At 38.7% G+C, this 22,079-nt stretch carries 19 protein-coding genes, 1 tRNA gene and 3 rRNA genes; all 23 read right to left on the reverse strand.

What is annotated here, in order from left to right:
- Positions 1-3: 3 nt before the first annotated feature.
- Positions 4-1,095: an ABC transporter substrate-binding protein gene (locus J4O15_RS00910; RefSeq protein ID WP_243761916.1), complete on the reverse strand. Its 1,092-nt coding sequence runs from the start codon at positions 1,093-1,095 to the stop codon at positions 4-6.
- On the reverse strand, positions 1,085-1,831 hold the full coding sequence (locus J4O15_RS00915) for a response regulator transcription factor (RefSeq protein ID WP_208099358.1): 747 nt from the start codon (positions 1,829-1,831) through the stop codon (positions 1,085-1,087). The genes J4O15_RS00910 and J4O15_RS00915 overlap by 11 nt, the downstream gene beginning before the upstream one ends.
- On the reverse strand, positions 1,806-3,596 hold the full coding sequence (locus tag J4O15_RS00920) for a sensor histidine kinase (protein ID WP_243761917.1): 1,791 nt from the start codon (positions 3,594-3,596) through the stop codon (positions 1,806-1,808). The genes J4O15_RS00915 and J4O15_RS00920 overlap by 26 nt, the downstream gene beginning before the upstream one ends.
- Positions 3,597-3,856: 260 nt before the next feature.
- Positions 3,857-5,800, reverse strand: a complete 1,944-nt coding sequence (gene lysS, locus J4O15_RS00925; RefSeq protein WP_208099360.1) for a lysine--tRNA ligase — start codon at positions 5,798-5,800, stop codon at positions 3,857-3,859.
- A gap of 9 nt (positions 5,801-5,809) precedes the next feature.
- The gene (gene greA / locus J4O15_RS00930) at positions 5,810-6,292 is read right to left on the reverse strand and encodes a transcription elongation factor GreA (RefSeq protein ID WP_009219431.1); all 483 of its coding nucleotides are present in this window, start codon (positions 6,290-6,292) and stop codon (positions 5,810-5,812) included.
- Positions 6,293-6,772: 480 nt separating this feature from the next.
- Positions 6,773-7,201 (reverse strand): flavodoxin, encoded by a 429-nt coding sequence (locus J4O15_RS00935; RefSeq protein WP_009219430.1) that lies wholly within the window; start codon positions 7,199-7,201, stop codon positions 6,773-6,775.
- Positions 7,202-7,249: 48 nt separating this feature from the next.
- Positions 7,250-7,831 (reverse strand): DUF3793 family protein, encoded by a 582-nt coding sequence (locus J4O15_RS00940; protein ID WP_208099361.1) that lies wholly within the window; start codon positions 7,829-7,831, stop codon positions 7,250-7,252.
- Between the two features lie 95 nt (positions 7,832-7,926).
- The gene (locus tag J4O15_RS00945) at positions 7,927-8,577 is read right to left on the reverse strand and encodes an RluA family pseudouridine synthase (RefSeq protein WP_208099362.1); all 651 of its coding nucleotides are present in this window, start codon (positions 8,575-8,577) and stop codon (positions 7,927-7,929) included.
- Positions 8,555-8,890 carry a GIY-YIG nuclease family protein gene (locus J4O15_RS00950; protein WP_009219427.1) on the reverse strand — a complete coding sequence of 112 codons (336 nt, stop codon included), beginning with the start codon at positions 8,888-8,890 and terminating at the stop codon, positions 8,555-8,557. The genes J4O15_RS00945 and J4O15_RS00950 overlap by 23 nt, the downstream gene beginning before the upstream one ends.
- Positions 8,890-9,594 carry a serine O-acetyltransferase gene (gene cysE, locus J4O15_RS00955; RefSeq protein ID WP_208099363.1) on the reverse strand — a complete coding sequence of 235 codons (705 nt, stop codon included), beginning with the start codon at positions 9,592-9,594 and terminating at the stop codon, positions 8,890-8,892. Before cysE ends, J4O15_RS00950 begins: the two co-directional genes overlap by 1 nt.
- A 31-nt stretch (positions 9,595-9,625) precedes the next feature.
- On the reverse strand, positions 9,626-10,423 hold the full coding sequence (locus tag J4O15_RS00960) for an HAD family hydrolase (RefSeq protein WP_208099364.1): 798 nt from the start codon (positions 10,421-10,423) through the stop codon (positions 9,626-9,628).
- Positions 10,423-11,592, reverse strand: coding sequence for a trigger factor (tig, locus tag J4O15_RS00965; protein WP_208099365.1), 1,170 nt, complete (start codon positions 11,590-11,592; stop codon positions 10,423-10,425). Before tig ends, J4O15_RS00960 begins: the two co-directional genes overlap by 1 nt.
- Positions 11,593-11,633: 41 nt before the next feature.
- The gene (locus J4O15_RS00970) at positions 11,634-13,028 is read right to left on the reverse strand and encodes an aminopeptidase (protein ID WP_208099366.1); all 1,395 of its coding nucleotides are present in this window, start codon (positions 13,026-13,028) and stop codon (positions 11,634-11,636) included.
- Between the two features lie 12 nt (positions 13,029-13,040).
- Positions 13,041-13,739 carry a S1 RNA-binding domain-containing protein gene (locus J4O15_RS00975; RefSeq protein ID WP_009219422.1) on the reverse strand — a complete coding sequence of 233 codons (699 nt, stop codon included), beginning with the start codon at positions 13,737-13,739 and terminating at the stop codon, positions 13,041-13,043.
- Between the two features lie 205 nt (positions 13,740-13,944).
- On the reverse strand, positions 13,945-14,481 hold the full coding sequence (gene rbr / locus J4O15_RS00980; protein ID WP_009219421.1) for a rubrerythrin: 537 nt from the start codon (positions 14,479-14,481) through the stop codon (positions 13,945-13,947).
- A gap of 72 nt (positions 14,482-14,553) precedes the next feature.
- Positions 14,554-14,970: a Fur family transcriptional regulator gene (locus J4O15_RS00985; RefSeq protein ID WP_208099367.1), complete on the reverse strand. Its 417-nt coding sequence runs from the start codon at positions 14,968-14,970 to the stop codon at positions 14,554-14,556.
- Positions 14,971-15,241: 271 nt separating this feature from the next.
- Positions 15,242-15,314: transfer RNA gene (locus J4O15_RS00990), tRNA-Gly, on the reverse strand.
- Positions 15,315-15,369: 55 nt separating this feature from the next.
- A 23S ribosomal RNA gene (locus J4O15_RS00995) occupies positions 15,370-18,259 on the reverse strand.
- A gap of 303 nt (positions 18,260-18,562) precedes the next feature.
- On the reverse strand, positions 18,563-18,697 hold the full coding sequence (locus J4O15_RS16070; RefSeq protein WP_279544977.1) for a hypothetical protein: 135 nt from the start codon (positions 18,695-18,697) through the stop codon (positions 18,563-18,565).
- Between the two features lie 23 nt (positions 18,698-18,720).
- A 5S ribosomal RNA gene (gene rrf / locus J4O15_RS01000) occupies positions 18,721-18,838 on the reverse strand.
- 176 nt (positions 18,839-19,014) lie between these two features.
- A 16S ribosomal RNA gene (locus J4O15_RS01005) occupies positions 19,015-20,703 on the reverse strand.
- The 16S, 23S and 5S rRNA genes sit together here with 1 tRNA gene alongside, the layout of an rRNA operon.
- A gap of 46 nt (positions 20,704-20,749) precedes the next feature.
- On the reverse strand, positions 20,750-20,899 hold the full coding sequence (locus J4O15_RS01010) for a hypothetical protein (RefSeq protein WP_208100284.1): 150 nt from the start codon (positions 20,897-20,899) through the stop codon (positions 20,750-20,752).
- A gap of 425 nt (positions 20,900-21,324) precedes the next feature.
- Positions 21,325-21,867 carry a glutathione peroxidase gene (locus tag J4O15_RS01015; protein ID WP_208099368.1) on the reverse strand — a complete coding sequence of 181 codons (543 nt, stop codon included), beginning with the start codon at positions 21,865-21,867 and terminating at the stop codon, positions 21,325-21,327.
- Positions 21,868-22,079 lie beyond the last annotated feature (212 nt).

The raw sequence follows: 22,079 nt of genomic DNA on the forward strand, positions 1-22,079 counted from the left end.
TGCCTAATACATTCGATTTTTTTCATTCTTATACTTTTCTAAAGAAATATTGGGATTCGCCGGAAATTGCTCTGTTTGCTCCAATATCTCTGTTTGTACTTTTTTACTGAGAATATAATTTAAAAATCTGACAGAAGCATCCTCTCGCTCTTTACTGCCACTCTTTCCAAGTACATATCCCAAACTTGCCGATTCACAGGACATGGATATCCCGTCATTAGTGGGTAATAATGCATATTTTGCATGTATTTTTTCTGAAATCATAGGCGCTCCCCATACACCATTTACATAAATAGCAAGTCTGCCTTCATTAAAAAGTCTTGTTTCATCTCTATAGCTATATGCTGTGTTTTCGAATGTTGAAAAATGATAAATACTTTCCATCTTTTTTAATATATCTACAAAATCCTCATCACTTATTTCACTTACGAAATCCTTTTCGCTTAACAACATATGATCCATAAAGTAAAGATAACCTTCAGCAGACGGTCTTAACGGCTTTATTTCAGCACTCTCTTTTTTCGCCCATTCATTGATTTGATCACACATAGAAATAAATTCATTCCATGTACCCGGAAGTTGCTTCACTCCGGCTTTTTCTAAAATTTCTTCATTATACCAATATCCTCCACTCAAAGAGAGTACATCGACAATCGTATAAAGATTGTCCGCCTTTGTTGTCCAATATTTTTTGTTTGTTTCAGAAACATTGCCGGCAAATTCTGCATCTTCTTCTAAATATGGTTGAATATCCAATGCCATATTATTTTTGACCATAAAATTATATATACTGTTCTCACCCATTCCGCTAAAGGCAATTATATCCGGTGTATCGCCTACCATGATCATATCCTCAACTTTACGCAATGTTTCATTTCTTGTCGGCATAGAAATCAATCTAAGGTTAATATCCGGATTCTCATTTTGAAACTGTTCATATATTTGTCTCATTGCAACATGATCCGCTTCTGTTCCTCCCCACGAATGTATTACTGTAATTGTGACTTTTTTCTTTTCTTTTTCACATCCGCTTAGCATGCAACAGATTAGCAGTATCCACATCAATAACAGAAGCTTTTTCACCTTATTCTTCATTTCCTTCCTGCTTTCTGTATTCTTTTGGTGACAGTCCTGTGATTTTTTTAAACATCTTTGAAAAATAACTGGCATCCTCCACACCCACCAATTCTGAGATTTCATAGGTTCTCATATCAGTGTTTATCAAATAGTCTTTTGCCGCTTCTATTCTTAGATTAAGAATTGTATCAAATAAATTTTTCCCCTTCTTTATCTTATATACCCTGCTCAAATAACTGCTGTTAATATGTAATGCCTCTGCAATATCATCCAGTGATAATTTCTTTTTATAATTCTGTTCTATATAATGATCTATCTGTTGTATTAATGATAGCTGCTCCAATAGGTCTTTTTCATTTTTTTCTATCTCTCTTTTCAACTGATTTAGATTTCCTATAGCTTTTTCAATTGCATCCGGAAGTTCATCCATGATGGAAACCTTTAAAACATAATCGCAGATGCTATATTTAATTGCAGTTTTTGCATATGAAAAATCTGAATATGCAGTCAAAATAATAACTTGAGTTTCCGGATATGTTTCATATAAATATTTGCATACATCCATACCATTTACTTCCGGCATTTGAATATCGGTAATTACAATATCCGGTTCTTCCTCTTCTATTTTATTTATTAACTCTTGCCCGTCATCAACAACATCTATTAGAACACAATTCATTTTTTCCCAATTTATTAATTTTTTCAGTGCTTCTCTAATGTATGCTTCATCATCTGCTGCTAATACTTTCCACATAATTTATGCCTCTTTCTACCGGAATTATAATTTCAATCTTAGTTCCCTTTCCTTTTTCGCTCCATATTTTGAATTCATGGTTATCTCCATATAATATCTGAAGCATTCTTTTTGTATTCTCAAATCCCGTATGTGTATGCTCTACTCTATAAAACTCATCCTGTATATTTACTTCAATCTCCTTTTCTCCCATTCCCACTCCATTATCTTCCACACAAATATGAAGCACTGAACTTCTATTTTCCTTTTCTATAAATTCTTCATATAGTCTAACAACAATCCTCCCCTTTTCTTTTTGTGGCTCTAATCCATGGGATACTGCATTCTCAACCAGCGGTTCTATCAATAATCTTGGAATCATATCTTCTTGTATTCTGTCATCTTCCACATAAATATCATAAGACAGCTTTTCCTGATACCTTTCTTTCTGTAAAAGAAGATAAAATTTTACAATATCCAATTCTTCCTTTACTTTGATTTTTATTTCTTTTTCACGAAAGATCTTCCCTTGCATAAGTTTTGAAAAGGCATTTAAACTTTGATACAGCTCCTCATTTCCTGCCATCTTTGCCTTAAGACTTAGCATTGCCAATATATTAAATTGAAAATGCGGATTTATCTGTGATTGAAGATATTTCACTTTGGATTGTGTTGCTATTAATTGCTTTTCATACACTTCTGTAATCAAATATTCTATCCTGTCTGCCATCTCATTAAACACAGTTCCGATATCATGAAACTCTTGAATAGATGAATCCTCTATTCTTGCATTAAGTTCCTGCTTACCAAATGCCTGTATACTTGAAATCATTTTTGTAACAGGTTTTGTAAATCGATAGCTGACTCCATATGCCACCATAAATGTAAGTGCAAGAACTATTCCCAATCCGATCAAAAAAATAATCAATGTAGGTCGAAGAATTGAGAAAACATTACTTTGATCTACCATTGTAATTAATCGAATACCAAAACCGCAAACATCTGCATATCCTATAACTTTCTCCCCTTCAATATTTCGCCTTCCCGACCAAACCGCTTCTGTTTTACTTAGTTTATCCATTATTTCTGCTTTCCCCTCCGGAAAAAGCATTAAATCATTACCGGATAAAAGCAGCCATGAACTGTCTTTATAATTACTCACATTTTCAAATACGGCATCTATTGCTTCCAAACTTATTTGAGCTATTCCTATTCCTTTTTCTTCCATCTCGTCATCATAAATTCTAAAAAGTACATTCAGATTCTCTTTATCCGTCACAGAAGCATATCTGTTGCCATCTGATTTAAACCATCTTTGCATGCTTCGGTATTTATTTTCTTCTTCCATTTCATAAGCCAGTGTTGTAGCATAATAATGTTCATTAATACATTGATCATTATTATTAAACAAATATAAACTTGTAACAAAGGGTAGTTGCTGGTTTACTCTATTTCTATCTGCAAATAATTCCATACTGTACGAAAGTTGTTCTTCTACCACTTCTCTATCAAATCTATTATTTTCAAAGAAATCATCCAGTAATATATTATGTCGAATGGATATTGCTCCATCTGCTATAAACTGCATGTGAGACTGATACTGCTGAGTTGTACTTTTTAAAACATACTCTATATCTTCTTGTGTTTTTTGAAAAAAGAATGAAAAAAACACATAAAGAATAGCAAGTACAGCTGATAACAGAGTACATGCGGATGTTCGTAACATGAGACTTGTCATTTCTTTTCTAAGAGTATACTTCTTTTTTCCTTTTACTTTCTGCCACATAAACTTCACCATACTATCCCAAAAAAGTTATTTTTCTACTTTTAGTATTTTTAGTTTAACACATGCATAATGCTCAGTCGAGATTTTTTATCAAATGACGCTATCTCTTAATTTGAGAATAATAGAAGCCATATCCTGTTTCTACCGATAATATATACGACTTGACTAAACATATAATTATAAAATCACACTAAAAAAGGATGGAAGTATCCTCCCATCCGCTTCATTTATACATTTTTATCCAATCATGTTTTCTTTAATTAGTACAACTTCGCTCCTGCCGGTATATGATTATCCACCATTATAAGGTGAAGTTCTTCTCCATCACCATCTTTAAACCCATTTATCGCACTTAAGAGCATACCACATGACTCAATACCCATCATTGCTCTTGGCGGGAGATTTGTGATAGCAATAAGTGTCTTTCCGACAAGTTCCTCCGGCTCATAGAAATCATGAATACCTGAAAGGATTGTTCTATCCTTACCTGTTCCGTCATCCAGAGTGAACTGTAAAAGTTTCTTACTCTTTGGCACTGCTACACAATCCTTTACCTTTACAGCTCTGAAATCTGATTTTGAGAATGTCTCAAAATCTACACATTCTTCAAAAAGTGGCTCTATCTTTACATTTGAAAAATCTATCTTCTCATTCGGTGTAAAGAAACCGCTCTTTGAGTTGACTGAGTCTGTATCATTTCCGGCTGTATTTGACTTATCAAGACTCTTCATTGTAGGGAAGAGCAATACATCCCTGATAGCAGGTGAATTTGTAAGCAACATTACAAGTCTGTCAATACCGTATCCGATACCTCCTGTAGGTGGCATACCGATCTCAAGTGCATTTAAGAAGTCTTCATCTGTATGATTTGCTTCCTCGTCTCCTGCTGCAAAAGCCTCCTCCTGTGCAAGGAATCTCTCTCTTTGGTCTATAGGATCATTAAGCTCCGAGTACGCATTTGCCATCTCTCTACCATAGATAAAGAGCTCAAATCTTTCTACATATCTTGGATCGCTTGGCTTCTTCTTTGTAAGCGGTGACACTTCTATAGGATGATCCATTACAAATGTAGGCTGTATAAGCTTATCCTCTACAAATTCTTCAAAGAAAAGATTTATGATATCACCTCTGGTATGGCGTTCTTCAAACTCAATACCCTTTTCCTTTGCCAGTGCCTTTGCCGCCTCTGTAGTCTCTATTTCTTCAAAATCAATGCCTGAATATTTTTTTATGGCATCAACCATTGTAATTCTCTCAAAAGGCTTTCCAAGATCGATCATTGCCTCTGCATAAGGTATTGTAGTACTTCCACAAACCACCTCTGCCAAATGCCTGAACATATTTTCAGTCAAATCCATCATGCCGTGATAGTCTGTATATGCCTGATAAAGCTCCATCAATGTAAACTCAGGATTATGTCTTGTATCAACACCCTCGTTTCTAAACACTCTGCCTATCTCATATACTCTTTCCATTCCACCTACTATAAGTCTCTTAAGATATAGCTCAAGTGAAATACGAAGCTTTACATCTTCATCCAATGCATTAAAATGTGTATTAAAAGGTCTTGCCGCAGCACCGCCCGCATTGCTTACAAGCATTGGTGTTTCTACTTCCATAAAGCCCTGACCATCTAAAAATTTTCTGATCTCTGTTATGATTTTTGATCTCTTTATAAATGTATCCTTTACATCCTCATTCATTATAAGATCAACATATCTTTGACGATATCTGGTATCTGTATCTGTAAGCCCATGGAATTTCTCAGGAAGCGGCTTTAAACTCTTTGAAAGTAGTTCTACCTTTGTAGCATGTAAGCTTATTTCACCTGTCTGAGTTTTGAAAACATCACCTGTAATACCTACAATATCACCGATATCAAGCTTTTTAAACGCCTTGTATTCATCCTCACCTACAGCATCTCTTGCTACATACGCCTGTATTCTTCCCTTTAAATCCTGTACATGACAAAATGATGCCTTACCCATGACACGCTTTGACATAAGTCTGCCTGCAATATTGACACTTTTTCCGTCTAATTCCTCAAAGTTGTCCTTTATATCCGTACTATGTTTATCCACATCATATTTTGTGATAAAGAAAGGGTCATTGTTTGCCGCTTGTAACTCGGACAGCTTATCTCTTCTGGCCCTTAAAATATGATTCAGGTCTTCTGTTGTCATTGGTTCATTGCTATTTGCCATACTTCCTCCTTAAGATACTCTTTGTATTTCCAATACCATATATTCTGAAACACCTGCCTGTGTCTCTACAACTGCAGTTTCCCCGATTCTTTTACCAAGTAATGCTTTACCGAGCGGTGACTCATTGCTTATCTTTCCCGCAAGTGAGTCTGCCTCTGTAGAACCTACGATCTTAAAATCAAGCTCATCATCAAAATCCTTGTCAAGAATCTTCACCATACATCCGATACCTATAGTATCCAGGTCAACCTCATCCTCTACAACTACTTCCGCATTCTTTAGCAGATTCTCAAGCTGCTCGATTCTTGCCTCTATATCTCTTTGCTCATCCTTGGCAGCATCATATTCTGCATTCTCTGAGAGATCTCCCTGCTCTCTAGCCTCTTTTATTTTTTCAGCTATTTCTTTTCTCTTATTAACCTTTAAATCCTGTAACTCTTCTTCTAAGTTTTTAAGTCCCTCATAAGTTAATATATGCTTTTTTTCTGCCATATTTCCTCCATTTTGACTTCTATTTCACTCTTAAGTAAAATTGTCCATTCTCTTATTTATTTTGAAGTCAAAACTTCAACTTCAATTCTAGTATATTTAAGATTAGAAAAAAACCACTATACCGGCGTATGTGGCGACTTTAATACATAATCTAACTAGTTCCGTGAGATTATACTATGACATCCTGTTTATGTCAAGCGAAAAACTGTTTTACTTGAAATATTCCGACTACTATTTTTTATATTGATTATTTTACAAGAAAAAGACAGGCTTGCTCAAGGCCTGTCTTTTAAGTAAGAGGAAATTTCAATATGTGTAACACTGTATATTATCAAATAAGGTTGCTCAAGTCTTACTTGATAGTATATGATAGTTTGCACCACCATATTGTTTGTGAGGAGGCTTTCGCCGTCCCACTATATATTATGACAGCTTTCGCCATCATATCTTAAATTAGGTTTTCCTAATGTAAGACCAAAATTAAAATGCAGCTAACTGCTTTCCTGCTGCTTCCAATGCAGCTTTTGCATCATCATCAGGCTCAAGGTTTGCAATAATACCTTCTCCACCGATAACAGTTGCTCCTGCGTTTTGAACACGCTCTGCCCATAATCTCATCCATTCTCCATCGCCCCAATCGTATGAACCGAATAAAAGAACATTCTTACCTGATAATTTGCCTTCAATATCTGACATAAAGCTCTCAACTGACTCATCAAGCTCCTCAGCTCCCATTGCAGGACATCCTATAGCAAATGCCGGCTGTGCCAATAATTCGTCTACATTTACACTGTCTACAAATACTACTTCAGGTGTTCCGCCCGCAGCCTTTACACCATCAGCTATTATATTTGCCATAGCCTCTGTGTTTCCTGTTGAACTCCAATAAACGATGATTGCTTTTTCCATATTTTTACTCCTTCAAAAGAATATTTTTCATAGGCATATAAACTATTATCAACAAGCAATGCTTTCCAGCCCTCTTCCGGCCAAAAACTCGTCGATAGCAATCTCTCTAGCCTCATCATAGCTTAAAAACTTTTCTCTGGTTTCCTCCAGATTTCCATATATCTTCCAATACCCGCTATGTAAATACCTCTCCCCTTTATTTTCAAGGAAGCCCTTTATATCACATATCGGATACCCAAGGAAAATACCTACTTCATGAGGAAACTCCTTAATCTTATTATAAAAGCCGTTCATTCTCTGATGCAATCTAATAAGATTTGATATAAAATCATCTCTCCTATATCCGAACTCTCTCAGATAATCACTAACCTCCGATCTTTTAAGATACTCTTTTAACTCATTTGCCCTGTAAATCATTACCAAATGTCTTTTCTTACAAGTGCAAAGAATCATCAAGCTGATGTTTGTATTATGTAGTTTTTTGCTTATGATGGCTAACTCTTTGTCATTCAAAAAGAGCATTCCGGACATCCTTCTCCCCTTCAATACTGCTGCATTTTGAATGATAAGCCTAAGCTCCACATTATTCTCGTCATTCGATGCAAGCCTCTTTACTATTTCAACGGGCATACCTACCTCCGTTTTATTTATTAAAGAAACTTTATTTCTCTTGGTTAGTACTCCCTAACTTTATCACTTAATACTGCCTTTGTCAATAGTTTTTTTTAAAAATCCGCATCAATTTTATAAATTAATTTTTCCTTTGTTTTCGGGTGCTTAAATCTAAGTTCTACAGCTGCCAAGGCAAGTACTTTATCATACTCAAGTCTTTGTTTTTGAAGCCTTTTATTGTATTTAAAGTCACCGAATAGTGGGAATCCATGTTCTGCACATTGTAGTCTTATCTGATGATGCCTCCCCGTCAATAAATTTATTCTAAGCCTTGTAATAAAAGTATCATCTCTTTGATATGATTCCTCCACACTGTACTTTAAAACAGATTCTTTTGCTCCCGGAGTGTTTTTATCAACAACCTTACTTATATTATTATCGTATTTTTTCAGATAATCTCTAAGCTCTCCTTCTTTATTTTCAGGTAGACCTTCCACTAAAGCCTCATAAGTTTTCTCTATATTCTTTTTTCTGAGTTCATTGCTTAAAATCTCTGTGGCTACTTTGGTCTTGCCATATAGTATTATTCCATAAACCGTTTTATCAAGTCTGTGTATCACACCTATATAAGCATCCTTACCCAGATGTTTTTTTAATAAACTTACCATATCATCCTCAAATCCGCTGCTTGACTGACTTGATATTCCTCTGGGCTTTACTGCAACTATAATATCTTCATCCTCATATAATATTTTTATATCCATCTATTAAAATTTCCTTTTCAAGCTTGGTCAATTGTTTTATTTCATACTCTCTTTTCATCGCCTGTATTTTATCTTCATATACCTCAAAATATACTAATTTCACCGGTAATTTGGCTCTTGTATACTTTGCACCGGTTCCTGCATTATGTGATTTTAATCTTTTTATTATATCACTGCTCCAGCCACAGTATAAACTGTTGTCATTACATCTAAGTAAATATATGAATGCCTTTTCTTCTAAAAAAGCAGACAGATCGGAAATCGAATACCCGACTCCCAACCGTCTGCTGCCTGCATTTAATTTCGCTTTCATTAAATTATCCAATCGGTAAACTCCATGGTATCTCTGTCATTTTCAAAAATACTTGTATCAATACCATTTGACCTTAAAAGTTCTTCCATTTGACTTAGCTTCACATTAAGTATATCTATAGTCTCCGCCAGTTTAGAAATATCGGCATTTACCTGCGCCAATTTATGTTTTTTCTCCACCGACTGTCCATTGAGTTTTACAGGTTTAGCAGGTATACCTACTGCTGTAGAATGACTTTCCAAAGGTTTTAGCAAAACTGAATTTGCTCCAATAGAGGCATTATCTCCTACCTCAAATGAGCCAAGAATCTTTGCACCTGCACCCACCATTACATTTTTACCGAGAGTAGGATGTCGCTTTCCCTTGGCAGTTCCTACACCTCCCAAAGTTACACCCTGATACAGAGTACAATTATCACCGACAACAGCTGTCTCTCCTATTACAACACCTACACCATGATCTATAAGTACCCCCGTGCCTATTTCGGCTCCCGGATGAATTTCTATCAATGTAAAAAATCTTGAAATCTGTGATATCCATCTTGCTATAAAAAACATATGCTTTTTATAAAACCAATGTGCAATCCTGTGCATAATAAGAGCATGGATACCTTGATATAAAAATAAAACTTCAAATGCACTTCTGGCTGCCGGATCTCTCTCCTTTACCGCCTGTACATCCTTCCAAACATCCTTAAAAAACATAATTTCTCCAAATACTAAGTTCAATGAAAATTTATATAAGATTTAATTCCTTCATTGACAAATATATTCCATCTTCCGATACTTTTTTTGCAAAGTATGTAGCATATTCTTCCAATGCCGTATCATGTTCACCAAGCAGTATTCTGTTTTTTACACCACAGGTAAACATAGGCAAATCATTCATACTATCCCCAAATACATAAGCATCTTCCAATGCTATATTGTAATAATCAAGCACTTGAAGCACCGCTTTCCCCTTTGAACAAGGGTTTGGTACACATTCATAAAAACCTGCACCACGGTCTATTATATCAAAATCCTGACATTCATCAATAAAAGATTTTATATCACTTCTTGAAAATCTCGGATCCTCTATAATACAGAATTTATCAAATTCATAGTCATTCCTGTCAAATTCTCCTAAGGACGGCTCTATAACAGAACACATTGCATCATATATTCTCTCTGTTATTTCAGGATATACAAAAGGTTTGGCAGGAAAATAAATCCCCTGCCTTGCCTCCAGTATGCTGTCAAGATTATATTTCTTTAGCAGCCTTTTTATTTCAATACCTCTGTTATGTTCTATCCTCTTTTCAAAGATGGTCTTATCACCAATGACTATTTGTGTTCCGCATCCACATATATAACCGTCCATATTAAATCTGTTTTTAATATTTTCTATTATACATTCCACTCTTCCCGTATTGATAAATGTCAAATGCCCTGCCGCTTTAGCCTCTTTTATAGCCTTTAATGCGGATTTTGGAACCTGCTTTGTTTCATTATCAATCAAAGTTCCATCTATATCAAAGAATAGTGCTTTCATTATTGTGCAGCCTTACTACTTTCAGCTGTGGTACTTTCACCTTCTCCACCGCTTAAAGTCTCTCCTGTGATACTTACTGTTACATCACTTCTTTTAGCATTCTCTACAAGGAAATTAACAACCTTATACGCCTTTGCAATCTCATCAACATTGTCCTGACCGTTTTTCTTTATAAGTTCATCCTTGGTCATGGTTCCGCCATTCATATCAACTATCAATTGATAATCGGCATCTGTGAGGGACATCTTCTCTTTCTTATATACTTCTCTTATAAGAATAGTCTGCTTTACAAAGTTTTCAGCCTGATTTCTAAGTTCGGTTTTTAGTCCGTCGCCTGTCATGCCGTAAGCCTGTGCATAATCATCAAGAGTCATATTGTACTGTGTAAGCATTGCTTCTATAGGCTTAAAGCTATTGTTGTATTCATATTCAATAGCTGCATCATTCATCTTAAATTTTGCATTTTGCACTGCTGCAGTTAATGCATTATATTGGTCCTGTGATTCTGCGCTCTTCTTTCTTTGTTCCTCAAGATTGGTTCTCACCAATGCTTTGTAAGCATCAACTGTAGTCTGCGCACCGTTGGTATGTCTGTTTACCCACTCATCTGTAAGTGCTGCCGGTGTTGATACCGATATTTTATTTATCTTTACATCAAAAACTACAGCCGCTCCTGCTAATTCTTCATTGCCGTAGTCTTTCGGGAATGTAAGATCAAGCTTTACATCTTCACCGATATTGTGTCCTATAAGTCCACTCTCAAATCCTTCAATAAAGGTATGGCTTCCGATAACTAAATCATATCCTGAAGCTGTGCCTCCGTCAAAAGCCACGCCATCCTTTGTTCCGACGTAATCTATATTTACTGTATCACCTTCCTGTACAGCCCTGTCTGTTACCTCAGCTACATCCGGATCCTGTAATAACTCTGTGTTTATCTGTGACTCAACATCTGCGTCACTTACGCTTATATCTATATTGGGTATTTCAACACCCTTATATGTTCCAAGTTCGGCACTACCGTATTCACTCGGTCTTTCTGCATCTGCCTGTGTTTCTCCCTCTACAGTTGTTTGTGTCTCAGTGCTCTCTTCTGTACTCTTTTTTCCACAAGCACTCATTGTTGCCAAAACTACCATACCTATCAAAGCTAACTTTTTTAATTTCATAAATAAAAAACCTTTCATCTTGCTTATATCACTAAATTAAATCATTTATAAAATGCTTTAAATGCAAGATATGTATTATATAAATCTAATTTAGATATCACCTCATATGGTGAATGCATAGAGATTACGGGAACTCCCAAATCTACTACATCTATATTCATCATTGCAACATATTGTGCAATAGTTCCGCCGCCGCCTATATCAAGGGCGCCAAGTTCTCCAACCTGCCAATGTACATCATTTGCTTCCATTATTGATATAACTTTATTCATAAATTCGGCACTCGCATCTGATGAACCTGCTTTTCCTCTGGAACCTGTATACTTGGTAAGTACACAGCCCCTGTTCAAATATGATGAGTTCTTAGGCTCAAACACATCAGGGAATGTAGGATCAAATGCCGCATTGACATCTGATGAAAGACATGCCGACTTTTCACATACTTCCTTTACATCCGCACCGAAGCATTCTGATAAATACTCTATAAAGTCATATACAAAATGCGAATGCAAACCTGTATTTCCCGCAGAACCGATTTCTTCTTTATCCGCAAGTATTGTAAGTGTTGTATATCTTGGATTCTTAGCCTCTATCTCTGCAATTATTGCAGGATATGCACATACTCTGTCATCATGTCCGTAACCGCCTAGAAGTGAACGGTCGAGTCCGATATCTCTTGCCTTTGTTGCAGGTACAAACTCTATCTCCGCTCTGGCAAAATCTCTCTCTGTGATCCCATACATATTGTGTAGGATCTCAAGAGTCTTTAATTTTACAGAATCCTTCACATCATCGGTATCATCAAATGGTAATGTACCCAGGAATATGTTTAATTCCTCTCCCTTGATACCCTCAGACAGCTTTCTTTGATCCTGCTTGCTTGAAAGATGAGGGAGCAGATCACTTATATAAAATACCGGATCATCCTCGCCTTCACCAAGATTTATCTCTACAAAACTTCCATCCTTTTTAAAGATCACTCCATGCATGGAAAGCGGTATAGTTGCCCATTGATACTTTCTGATTCCGCCATAGTAATGAGTTTTAAAATATGATATTTCACTCTTTTCATACAGCGGATTCGGTCTGAGATCAATTCTTGGAGAATCTATATGAGCTCCGTTGATTCTTATTCCTTCCTTTATAGGCTCGCTACCGATAGTGGATGCAAGTATTGCTTTTTTTCTGTTTACTTTATATATTTTATCCCCGGCTTTATAAGTCTTTTTAGGGTCAAAAACTGTATATCCATTGGCTTCAAGCAATTTTACAACCTCATTTACCACTTCTCTTTCAGTCTTTGACCTGTTCAAAAAATCTTTATAACCATTAGCAAACTCCTGAGCTTTTGCTATTTGCTCAGGAGATACTTTTGCTATATGAGGATATTCAAATGAAAGTTCTTTTTGCAAAGCTTTTGCTTTACTTTCTGACATATAAAGCCTCCTCTAGTCTAATTTTATGTCCTTTAATAATCCTGCCAAAGATGTTGATGCAACACCTTTTTCAACATACTTAAATCCCTTTGAAGGATCCTTAGGCTCTACATTCTCCTCAAGTGCCTTCTTTGAAAGTGAAATCTTACCGTCTTTTATTCCTGTAACTTTTACCTTTACAGTCTCACCCTCTTTAAGTACAGCTGCAGGGTTCTTTACTCTCTGATTTGAAATCTGAGATACATGTAATAATCCTGAAATTCCGTCTCCAAGATCTATAAATGCACCATAGTCCTTGATTGAGTCTACTTTACCCTCAAGAACATCACCTACTTTTACACTGTCAAATTTTGCCTGTCTCTCCTTCTTAGCCTCTTCCTTCTCTATTGCTCTGTGACTAAGAACAAGTTTCTTCTTTGCAGGCTCTGCTGTAATTACAATAACTTCAAGACTCTTTCCGAGGAACTCGTCAAGATTCTCTACATACTGTGTTGATAGCTGGCTTGCCGGTATAAATGCTCTTACTTCCTCAAGAAATGCAATACATCCACCCTTAACAACCTCTGTGATTTTAACCTTTGATACTGTTTTTTCGGTTAACATCTTTTCAAAGACATCCCACTTGCCTGCTTCCGGATCCTCTTTTGTGTCCATATTCTTATATGACTCTTCAAGCTCCTTCTCAAAATCTTTCATTGTCTCTTCTGCCATATTGACCTCCAAAATATTTTATTTCGTTTTAATAATAGCAAGTTTAGCTTGCCTTCTCTCTATCATAAAACAATACATATTATTATATCACATCTTTACTGTATTTGACTATAGTTGCATTAAATATTAAAAAGCTCCCCGATTCGGGCAGTCGGGGAGCCTTTAAATTTATACCTAATTTTAAGATCCTATATCTACTATAATATTAGTAGTTTACAGTCATTCTCTCAAAGTATGCCTGTGGATGAGCACAACATGGACATACTGTAGGAGCATCAGCACCCTCATGGATATATCCACAGTTACGGCACTTCCATCCAAGAGGAGCATCTCCCTTGAATGTACCATCATTCTTTAAATGCTCAAGAAGCTGAAGATATCTCTTCTCATGGCTTGCCTCTACCTTAGCTACAAGCTCAAACTTCTTTGCAAGAGCCTCAAAGCCTTCTTCTCTTGCTTCTCTTGCCATACGAGCATACATATCTGTCCACTCAAAGTTCTCACCTGCTGCCGCATCTACAAGGTTCTCCTCAGGTGTTCCGATTCCGTGGAACTCCTTAAACCACATCTTTGCATGCTCCTTCTCCTGCTCTGCTGTTTCAAGATAAAGAGCTGCCATCTGCTCATAACCTGCTTTCTTAGCAACTGAAGCATAGTATGTGTATTTATTTCTAGCCTGTGACTCACCTGCAAATGCATCCATTAAGTTCTTCTCTGTTTTTGTTCCTGCGTACTTTGACATAAAAATTTCCTCCTAATAAATATCAAATTGTTACTATATTTGTATGAAATACCATCAGAATGGACTCGAAGGCTATACAGCCTTTTTGGAATCCATATAGAGCATTTTTTGATAGCATTCCTTACAATAGCCATAAAAAATAAGTGAATGATTTTCTACCACACCTATATCACTGTGCATCGCCTTATCGTTTAAATCTTTAACGATATCAGCCGGCAAATCAATGAGCTTTGAACATGCCTTACATGAAAAATGATAATGTTCGGTGGTATTATAATCATACCTTTCGATTCCGTTTTGACCGGAAATCTTGTTTATTCGACCAAGCTCGGCGAGCAATCCGAGGTTTCGATAAACAGTGCCTAAGCTAATCTTAGGATCATCTTTTCGTAGTGACTGAAAGAGCATATCAGCTGTAGGATGATCGACTCTAGACTTCAAGTTGTCTAAGATAGCCTCCCTTTGTCTACTGTATTTTAGATCCTTCATGTATATCCCTTTCTAAAAATAAGAATCATTACTATTTAAGTATACCATCTAATACACCAATGTCAAGAAAAAATATCATATTATATCTTATGTTTGCTTTTTTATACATAAAGTATGAGGTTTTACATCCTTAAAGACTTTTATCATTACTGCTTACATGTGCGTATAATATATCCTTTCCACTGTAGATGGGATTTATGATTTTACCGGTTAGAAAAGTATATTGTTTTACATATAATAAAAAAGAAGTCTTAAAAAAGACTTCTAAAAGAGCGCGAGACGGGACTCGAACCCGCGACCCCGACCTTGGCAAGGTCGTACTCCACCAACTGAGCCACTCGCGCATATGCCTTCAAAACTGCCTACCAAACTACATTTCTTATAAATTTTTCCTATCTTTTGGTTAAACCCTCGACCTATTAGTAACCATCAACTTAATACATTACTGTACTTACATCTTGGCCCTATCTACCTCGTAGTCTTCAAGGGGTCTTACTGTTTTCACATGAGATATCCCATCTTAAGGGGGGCTTCACGCTTAGATGCCTTCAGCGTTTATCCCGTCCCGACATAGCTACCCTGCCATGGAGTTACTCTCCAACAGGTACACCAGCGGTCAGTCCGTCCCGGTCCTCTCGTACTAAGGACGGCTCCTCTCAAATATCTTACGCCCACGCCGGATAGGGACCGAACTGTCTCACGACGTTCTGAACCCAGCTCGCGTACCGCTTTAATGGGCGAACAGCCCAACCCTTGGGACCTGCTACAGCCCCAGGATGCGATGAGCCGACATCGAGGTGCCAAACCACTCCGTCGATGTGAACTCTTGGGAGTGATAAGCCTGTTATCCCCAGGGTAGCTTTTATCCGTTGAGCGATGGCAATCCCACTTTATACCACCGGATCACTAAGTCCTACTTTCGTACCTGCTCCACCCGTCGGTGTCACAGTCAAGCTCCCTTCTGCCTTTGCACTCTTTGAATGGTTTCCGACCATTCTGAGGGAACCTTCGAGCGCCTCCGATACTCTTTCGGAGGCGACCGCCCCAGTCAAACTCCCCGTCTGGCATTGTCCCCCAACCGGCTAACGGCTGCAGGTTAGAAATCCAGCAATACAGGGGTGGTATCCCAACGGCGACTCTGCATAAACTGGCGTTCATGCCTCAATGTCTCCCACCTATCCTGTACGAGTATTACCGAATCCCAGTACCAAACTGGAGTAAAGCTCCATGGGGTCTTTCCGTCCTGGCGCGGGTAACCAGCATCTTCACTGGTACTTCAATTTCACCGGGTGCATTGTTGAGACAGCGCTCAAATCATTACGCCTTTCGTGCGGGTCGGAACTTACCCGACAAGGAATTTCGCTACCTTAGGACCGTTATAGTTACGGCCGCCGTTTACCGGGGCTTCAATTCAAAGCTTCGTTTCCTGACTTCTCCTCTTAACCTTCCGGCACCGGGCAGGCGTCAGCCCATATACTTCACCTTACGGTTTCGCATAGACCTGTGTTTTTGCTAAACAGTTGCTTGAGCCTTTTTTCTGCGACCACTCTTTTAAAGTGGCACCCCTTCTCCCGAAGTTACGGGGTCATTTTGCCGAGTTCCTTAACAATGCTTCTCCCGCCGGCCTTAGGATTCTCTCCTCATCTACCTGTGTCGGTTTGCGGTACGGGTACATATAATGCAATAGCGGCTTTTCTTGACGGCTCCCTATCCGACTTCCCTACTAATTTTCGGTACGCATCACGTTTTCCCTTTATATGGTGGATTTGCCTCCCATACAGGTACTTCGCTTGCCCCGGTTTTTGTCCTCCCGGGTTCGGTTTTCAGTCTCCGTGTCCCCACAGTTCTGATTATATGTAGTACAGGAATCTGTACCTGTTATCCATCGACTACGTCTTTCGACCTTGCCTTAGGCCCCGACTTACCCTGAGTAGATCAGCTTTACTCAGGAAACCTTAGATATTCGGCCAAGAGGATTCTCACCTCTTTCTCGCTACTCATTCCGGCATTCTCTCTTCTTATTACTCCACCACTCCTTCCGGTATGGCTTCTACGCTTATAAGAATGCTCCTCTACCAATGTATAAAATACATTCCCAGGCTTCGGTGTTGTGTTTAGCCCCGGACATTTTCGGCGCAGGACCTCTCGACTAGTGAGCTGTTACGCACTCTTTTAATGTATGGCTGCTTCTAAGCCAACATCCTAGCTGTCTTTGAAATCCCACATCCTTTTCCACTTAACACACACTTTGGGACCTTAGCCGTAGGTCTGGGCTCTTTCCCTTTTGACTACCCAACTTATCTCGTGTAGTCTGACTCCCGTTTATCATCTAGCCGGCATTCGGAGTTTGATATCTCTTGGTAGGCTTTGACGCCCCCGCAAAAATTCAGTGCTCTACCTCCGGTAGACTGTTAACGAGGCTAGTCCTAAAACTATTTCGAGGAGAACCAGCTATCTCCGGGTTCGATTGGAATTTCTCCCCTATCCACACCTCATCGCCACCCTTTTCAACGGATGTGCGTTCGGTCCTCCATTCACTTTTACGCAAACTTCAACCTGGACATGGATAGATCACCCGGTTTCGGGTCTACACATACTGACTTAACTCGCCCTATTAAGACTTGGTTTCCCTTCGGCTCCGTATCTTTAATACTTAACCTTGCCTGTACATGTAACTCGCCGGACCGTTCTACAAAAAGTACGCGGTTCACCTTGCGGTGTTCCACAGTTTGTAAACATAGGGTTTCAGGTTCTTTTTCACTCCCCTCCCGGGGTTCTTTTCACCTTTCCTTCACAGTACTATACGCTATCGGTCACTGACTAGTATTTAGCCTTGGGGGGTGGTCCCCCCTGCTTCCCACAAGGTTTCTCGTGTCTCGTGGTACTCCGGATACTGCAGGATTTTATACATTTTCCCTTACACGGCTCTCACGCTCTTTGGCCCGCTTTTCCAAAACGGTTCAGGTAATATATCTTTCTCCTTTTGCAGTCCTCTACCCCGCAGTGCACGCACCACGGTTTGGGCTCTTACGGTTTCGCTCGCCACTACTCCCGCAATCACTGTTGTTTTCTTTTCCTCCGGCTACTTAGATGTTTCAGTTCACCGGGTTCCCTTCTGTATGTTATGTATTGGCATACAGATGCTTGGAGTCCTTCCAAGCGGGTTTCCCCATTCAGACATCTGCGGATCACTGAATATGTGCTTCTCCCCGCAGCTTTTCGCAGCTTGTCACGTCTTTCTTCGGCTGTCAGTGCCTAGGCATCCACCCTACGCTCTTTATGTTTAACCTCTTAAATCATATAGATTTAGTGTTTGTATGACACTAGCGTGTATCATACACTATATTTAAAATTTATTATTTTTGATGTTCTTCACACTTACTTTGTTTATATGAAGAACTACTTATTTACCGGAATCCAAACAAGCTCTCGCTCATTTTCATCAAGTAAATAATGCATTAAATACTAACTACATTTGTAATTAGTACCTCGGATGTCTAATTATAAAATATTTATATAATTTCTCGTTTGGTATGCAGTTTTCAAGGTACATCTTATGCAGAAAACTTCTCAAATTCTCCGCAAATGAGATTTAAAGATTCGAACTCCAACATCTTTCATCCTCTCCAAAGGAATATCTGATGTAATCTCTTCTATATGGTAACACCATCATCTCGCTTTGCTCGATGAGGTGTACTTTTTCACTAAGATTCAAGCTTCGCTTCACTCGCTTTCATCAAGTGAAAAATAAAGCGGCATCCACCTACTCTCCCATATCGTCTCCAATATAGTACCATCGGCCGACTGAGTCTTAACCATCGTGTTCGGAATGGGAACGGGTGTGTCCCCCAGACGCATCGACACCGCTAATGTTGATTTTTAGTATTTTGCACCAGGCAATTTAATACTAAACAGTACTCACAACCCCTACTAAAGCCTTTAATGATGTTCTATCATACTCACTTCGTTCGTATGAAGAACTACTTTTTCACTAACACTCAAACTTCGCCTTCGGCTCGTTTTCATTAAGTGAAAAATGTATAGAAAGGAGGTGATCCAGCCGCACCTTCCGATACGGCTACCTTGTTACGACTTCACCCCAGTTATCCTCCCTGCCTTCGGCAGCTCCTTCCCACACTGCTAAACACAATTTACTGCTATAATTTCTAAGGACGTTCTATCATACTCACTTCGTTCGTATGAAGAACTACTTTTTTACTAAGACTTAAGCTTCGCCTTCGGCTCGCTTTCGCCAAGTAAAAAAAGCAATCACAGCTTTATGTTTACCAGTGTGGGTTAGGTCACTGACTTCGGGCATTGATGACTCCCATGGTGTGACGGGCGGTGTGTACAAGACCCGGGAACGTATTCACCGCAGCATTCTGATCTGCGATTACTAGCGATTCCAGCTTCATATAGTCGAGTTGCAGACTACAATCCGAACTGAGACGTTATTTTTGTGATTTGCTTGGCTTCGCAGCTTTGCTTCACTTTGTTTACGCCATTGTAGCACGTGTGTAGCCCAAATCATAAGGGGCATGATGATTTGACGTCATCCCCACCTTCCTCCGGATTATCTCCGGCTGTCTCGTCAGAGTGCCCATCTTAATGCTGGCTACTGACGACAAGGGTTGCGCTCGTTGCGGGACTTAACCCAACATCTCACGACACGAGCTGACGACAACCATGCACCACCTGTATCCCTTGTCCCGAAAGACTAGACTCATTACAAGTCTATTCAAGAGTATGTCAAGATTTGGTAAGGTTCTTCGCGTTGCTTCGAATTAAACCACATGCTCCACCGCTTGTGCGGGTCCCCGTCAATTCCTTTGAGTTTCATTCTTGCGAACGTACTCCCCAGGTGGAATACTTAATGCGTTAGCTTGCGGCACCGAAGAGTTTACCTCTCCGACACCAAGTATTCATCGTTTACTGCGTGGACTACCAGGGTATCTAATCCTGTTTGCTCCCCACGCCTTCGAGCCTCAACGTCAGTTGTCGTCCAGTAAGCCGCCTTCGCCTCCGGTGTTCCTCCTAATATCTACGCATTTCACCGCTACACTAGGAATTCCGCTTACCCCTCCGACACTCAAGCTATACAGTTTCCAAAGCAGTTCATGGGTTGAGCCCACGCCTTTCACTTCAGACTTGCATTGCCGTCTGCGCTCCCTTTACACCCAGTAAATCCGGATAACGCTTGCCCCCTACGTATTACCGCGGCTGCTGGCACGTAGTTAGCCGGGGCTTCTTAGTCAGGTACCGTCATTTTCTTCCCTGCTGATAGAGCTTTACATACCGAAATACTTCTTCACTCACGCGGCGTCGCTGGATCAGGGTTTCCCCCATTGTCCAATATTCCCCACTGCTGCCTCCCGTAGGAGTTTGGGCCGTGTCTCAGTCCCAATGTGGCCGTTCACCCTCTCAGGCCGGCTACCGATCGTCGCCTTGGTGAGCCTCTACCTCACCAACCAGCTAATCGGACGCGGATCCATCTTATACCTATAAATATTTTACCCCTGCACCATGCGGTGCTGTGGTCTTATGCGGTGTTAGCGGAAATTTCTCTCCGTTATCCCCCTGTATAAGGCAGGTTATCCACGCGTTACTCACCCGTCCGCCACTAAGTCTACCTAAATTCCATCCGAAAACTTCCTTTAAGCAGCTTCGTTCGACTTGCATGTGTTAAGCACGCCGCCAGCGTTCATCCTGAGCCAGGATCAAACTCTCATATAAAAGTTTAATCTAGCCTTCTCGCTAGCTTGCATCTGTTTTCACAGATCTACTGTTTTTTTAAAGGTTGTTCTATCGTACTCATTTCACTCATACGAAGAACTAGTTTTTCACTAAGATATGAAACAAGCTTTCGCTCGTTTTCATCAAGTGAAAAATGCATCTGAAATCTCATCATATTTATATGTAACACCATCATCTCGCTACGCTCGACGAGGTGCGCTATTTTTCTAAATTCAAGTTTCGCTTACGCTCACTTTCACCAAGAAAAATATGCGAAATATGTAGAATTTTCAGGGTTGTGTGTACTGTTTAATCTTAAATTATCAAGGTTCATTGCTTTGCTGTTTGAAACAGCTTAACTATTATATCAAGTTCATTTTATCTTGTCAACAACTTTTTTAAATTATTTTTAAGTTTTTCTGAACTTTTACTGTTCTTTTTGAGCAGCTTTAATATGATATCAAATCTTTCACATTATGTCAACAACAATTTATAATCACTTTTAGAAAAATTCGATTATCTTTTAACAGCTCCTTAAGGACAGTGGTCTTATTCTACACCCAACACAGAGTCATGTCAACCTTGTTTTAACAGATTTCTTCTAAAAATTGTACCAAAATTTTATATTAAAGCTGCCACACACTCTTCCACCTTTTTCATATCTACGGTAGGCTCAAATCTTGCTACCACCTTCCCGTCTCTATCTATAACAAACTTTGTAAAATTCCACTTAATATCAGGATTCTTCTTATAATCTCTGTCTGTCAGTTTTAATATTGCTGCCATCCCTAAAGCCTTGATTCCGGCTTTAAAACCCTCAAAGCCCTTCTCTTTCTTTAAATATCTGAACAGTTCTATTTCATTTTCTCCATTTACATCAGCTTTTCTCATCTGAGGGAATCCTGTATTGTATTTTAATGTGCAAAACTGATGTATCTCTTCATCTGTACCCGGCGCCTGTCCACGAAATTGATTACATGGTACATCTACTATCTCAAGCCCTTTCTCATGGTACTTTTCATACATCTCCTGCAATGCTTTATAATGAGGTGTGAAACCACATCCTGTAGCTGTATTTACCACCAAAACAACTTTACCCTTAAAATTACTCATCAAAACTCTGTTTCCATCCGCCGCTTCCACACTTAAATCATAAAAATTCATAATTGATTCCTTTTTTATATATTCTAATTACACACCATTTAATATCGCTTGTTAAGTTTATTATATTGTTATATTAGAGCCGTAATAAAAAGAACCATCTAAATGATATCTCCTTATTTTTCAATAATATTATCAAAGTTTTTACACTATAAATTAAAGGCGACTAAGCTTTTATTCTTAATCGCCAAGATAAAAAATTTCATTCAATATAA

This window comes from Lachnoanaerobaculum sp. Marseille-Q4761 (assembly GCF_017565785.1).
Taxonomy (GTDB): domain Bacteria; phylum Bacillota; class Clostridia; order Lachnospirales; family Lachnospiraceae; genus Lachnoanaerobaculum.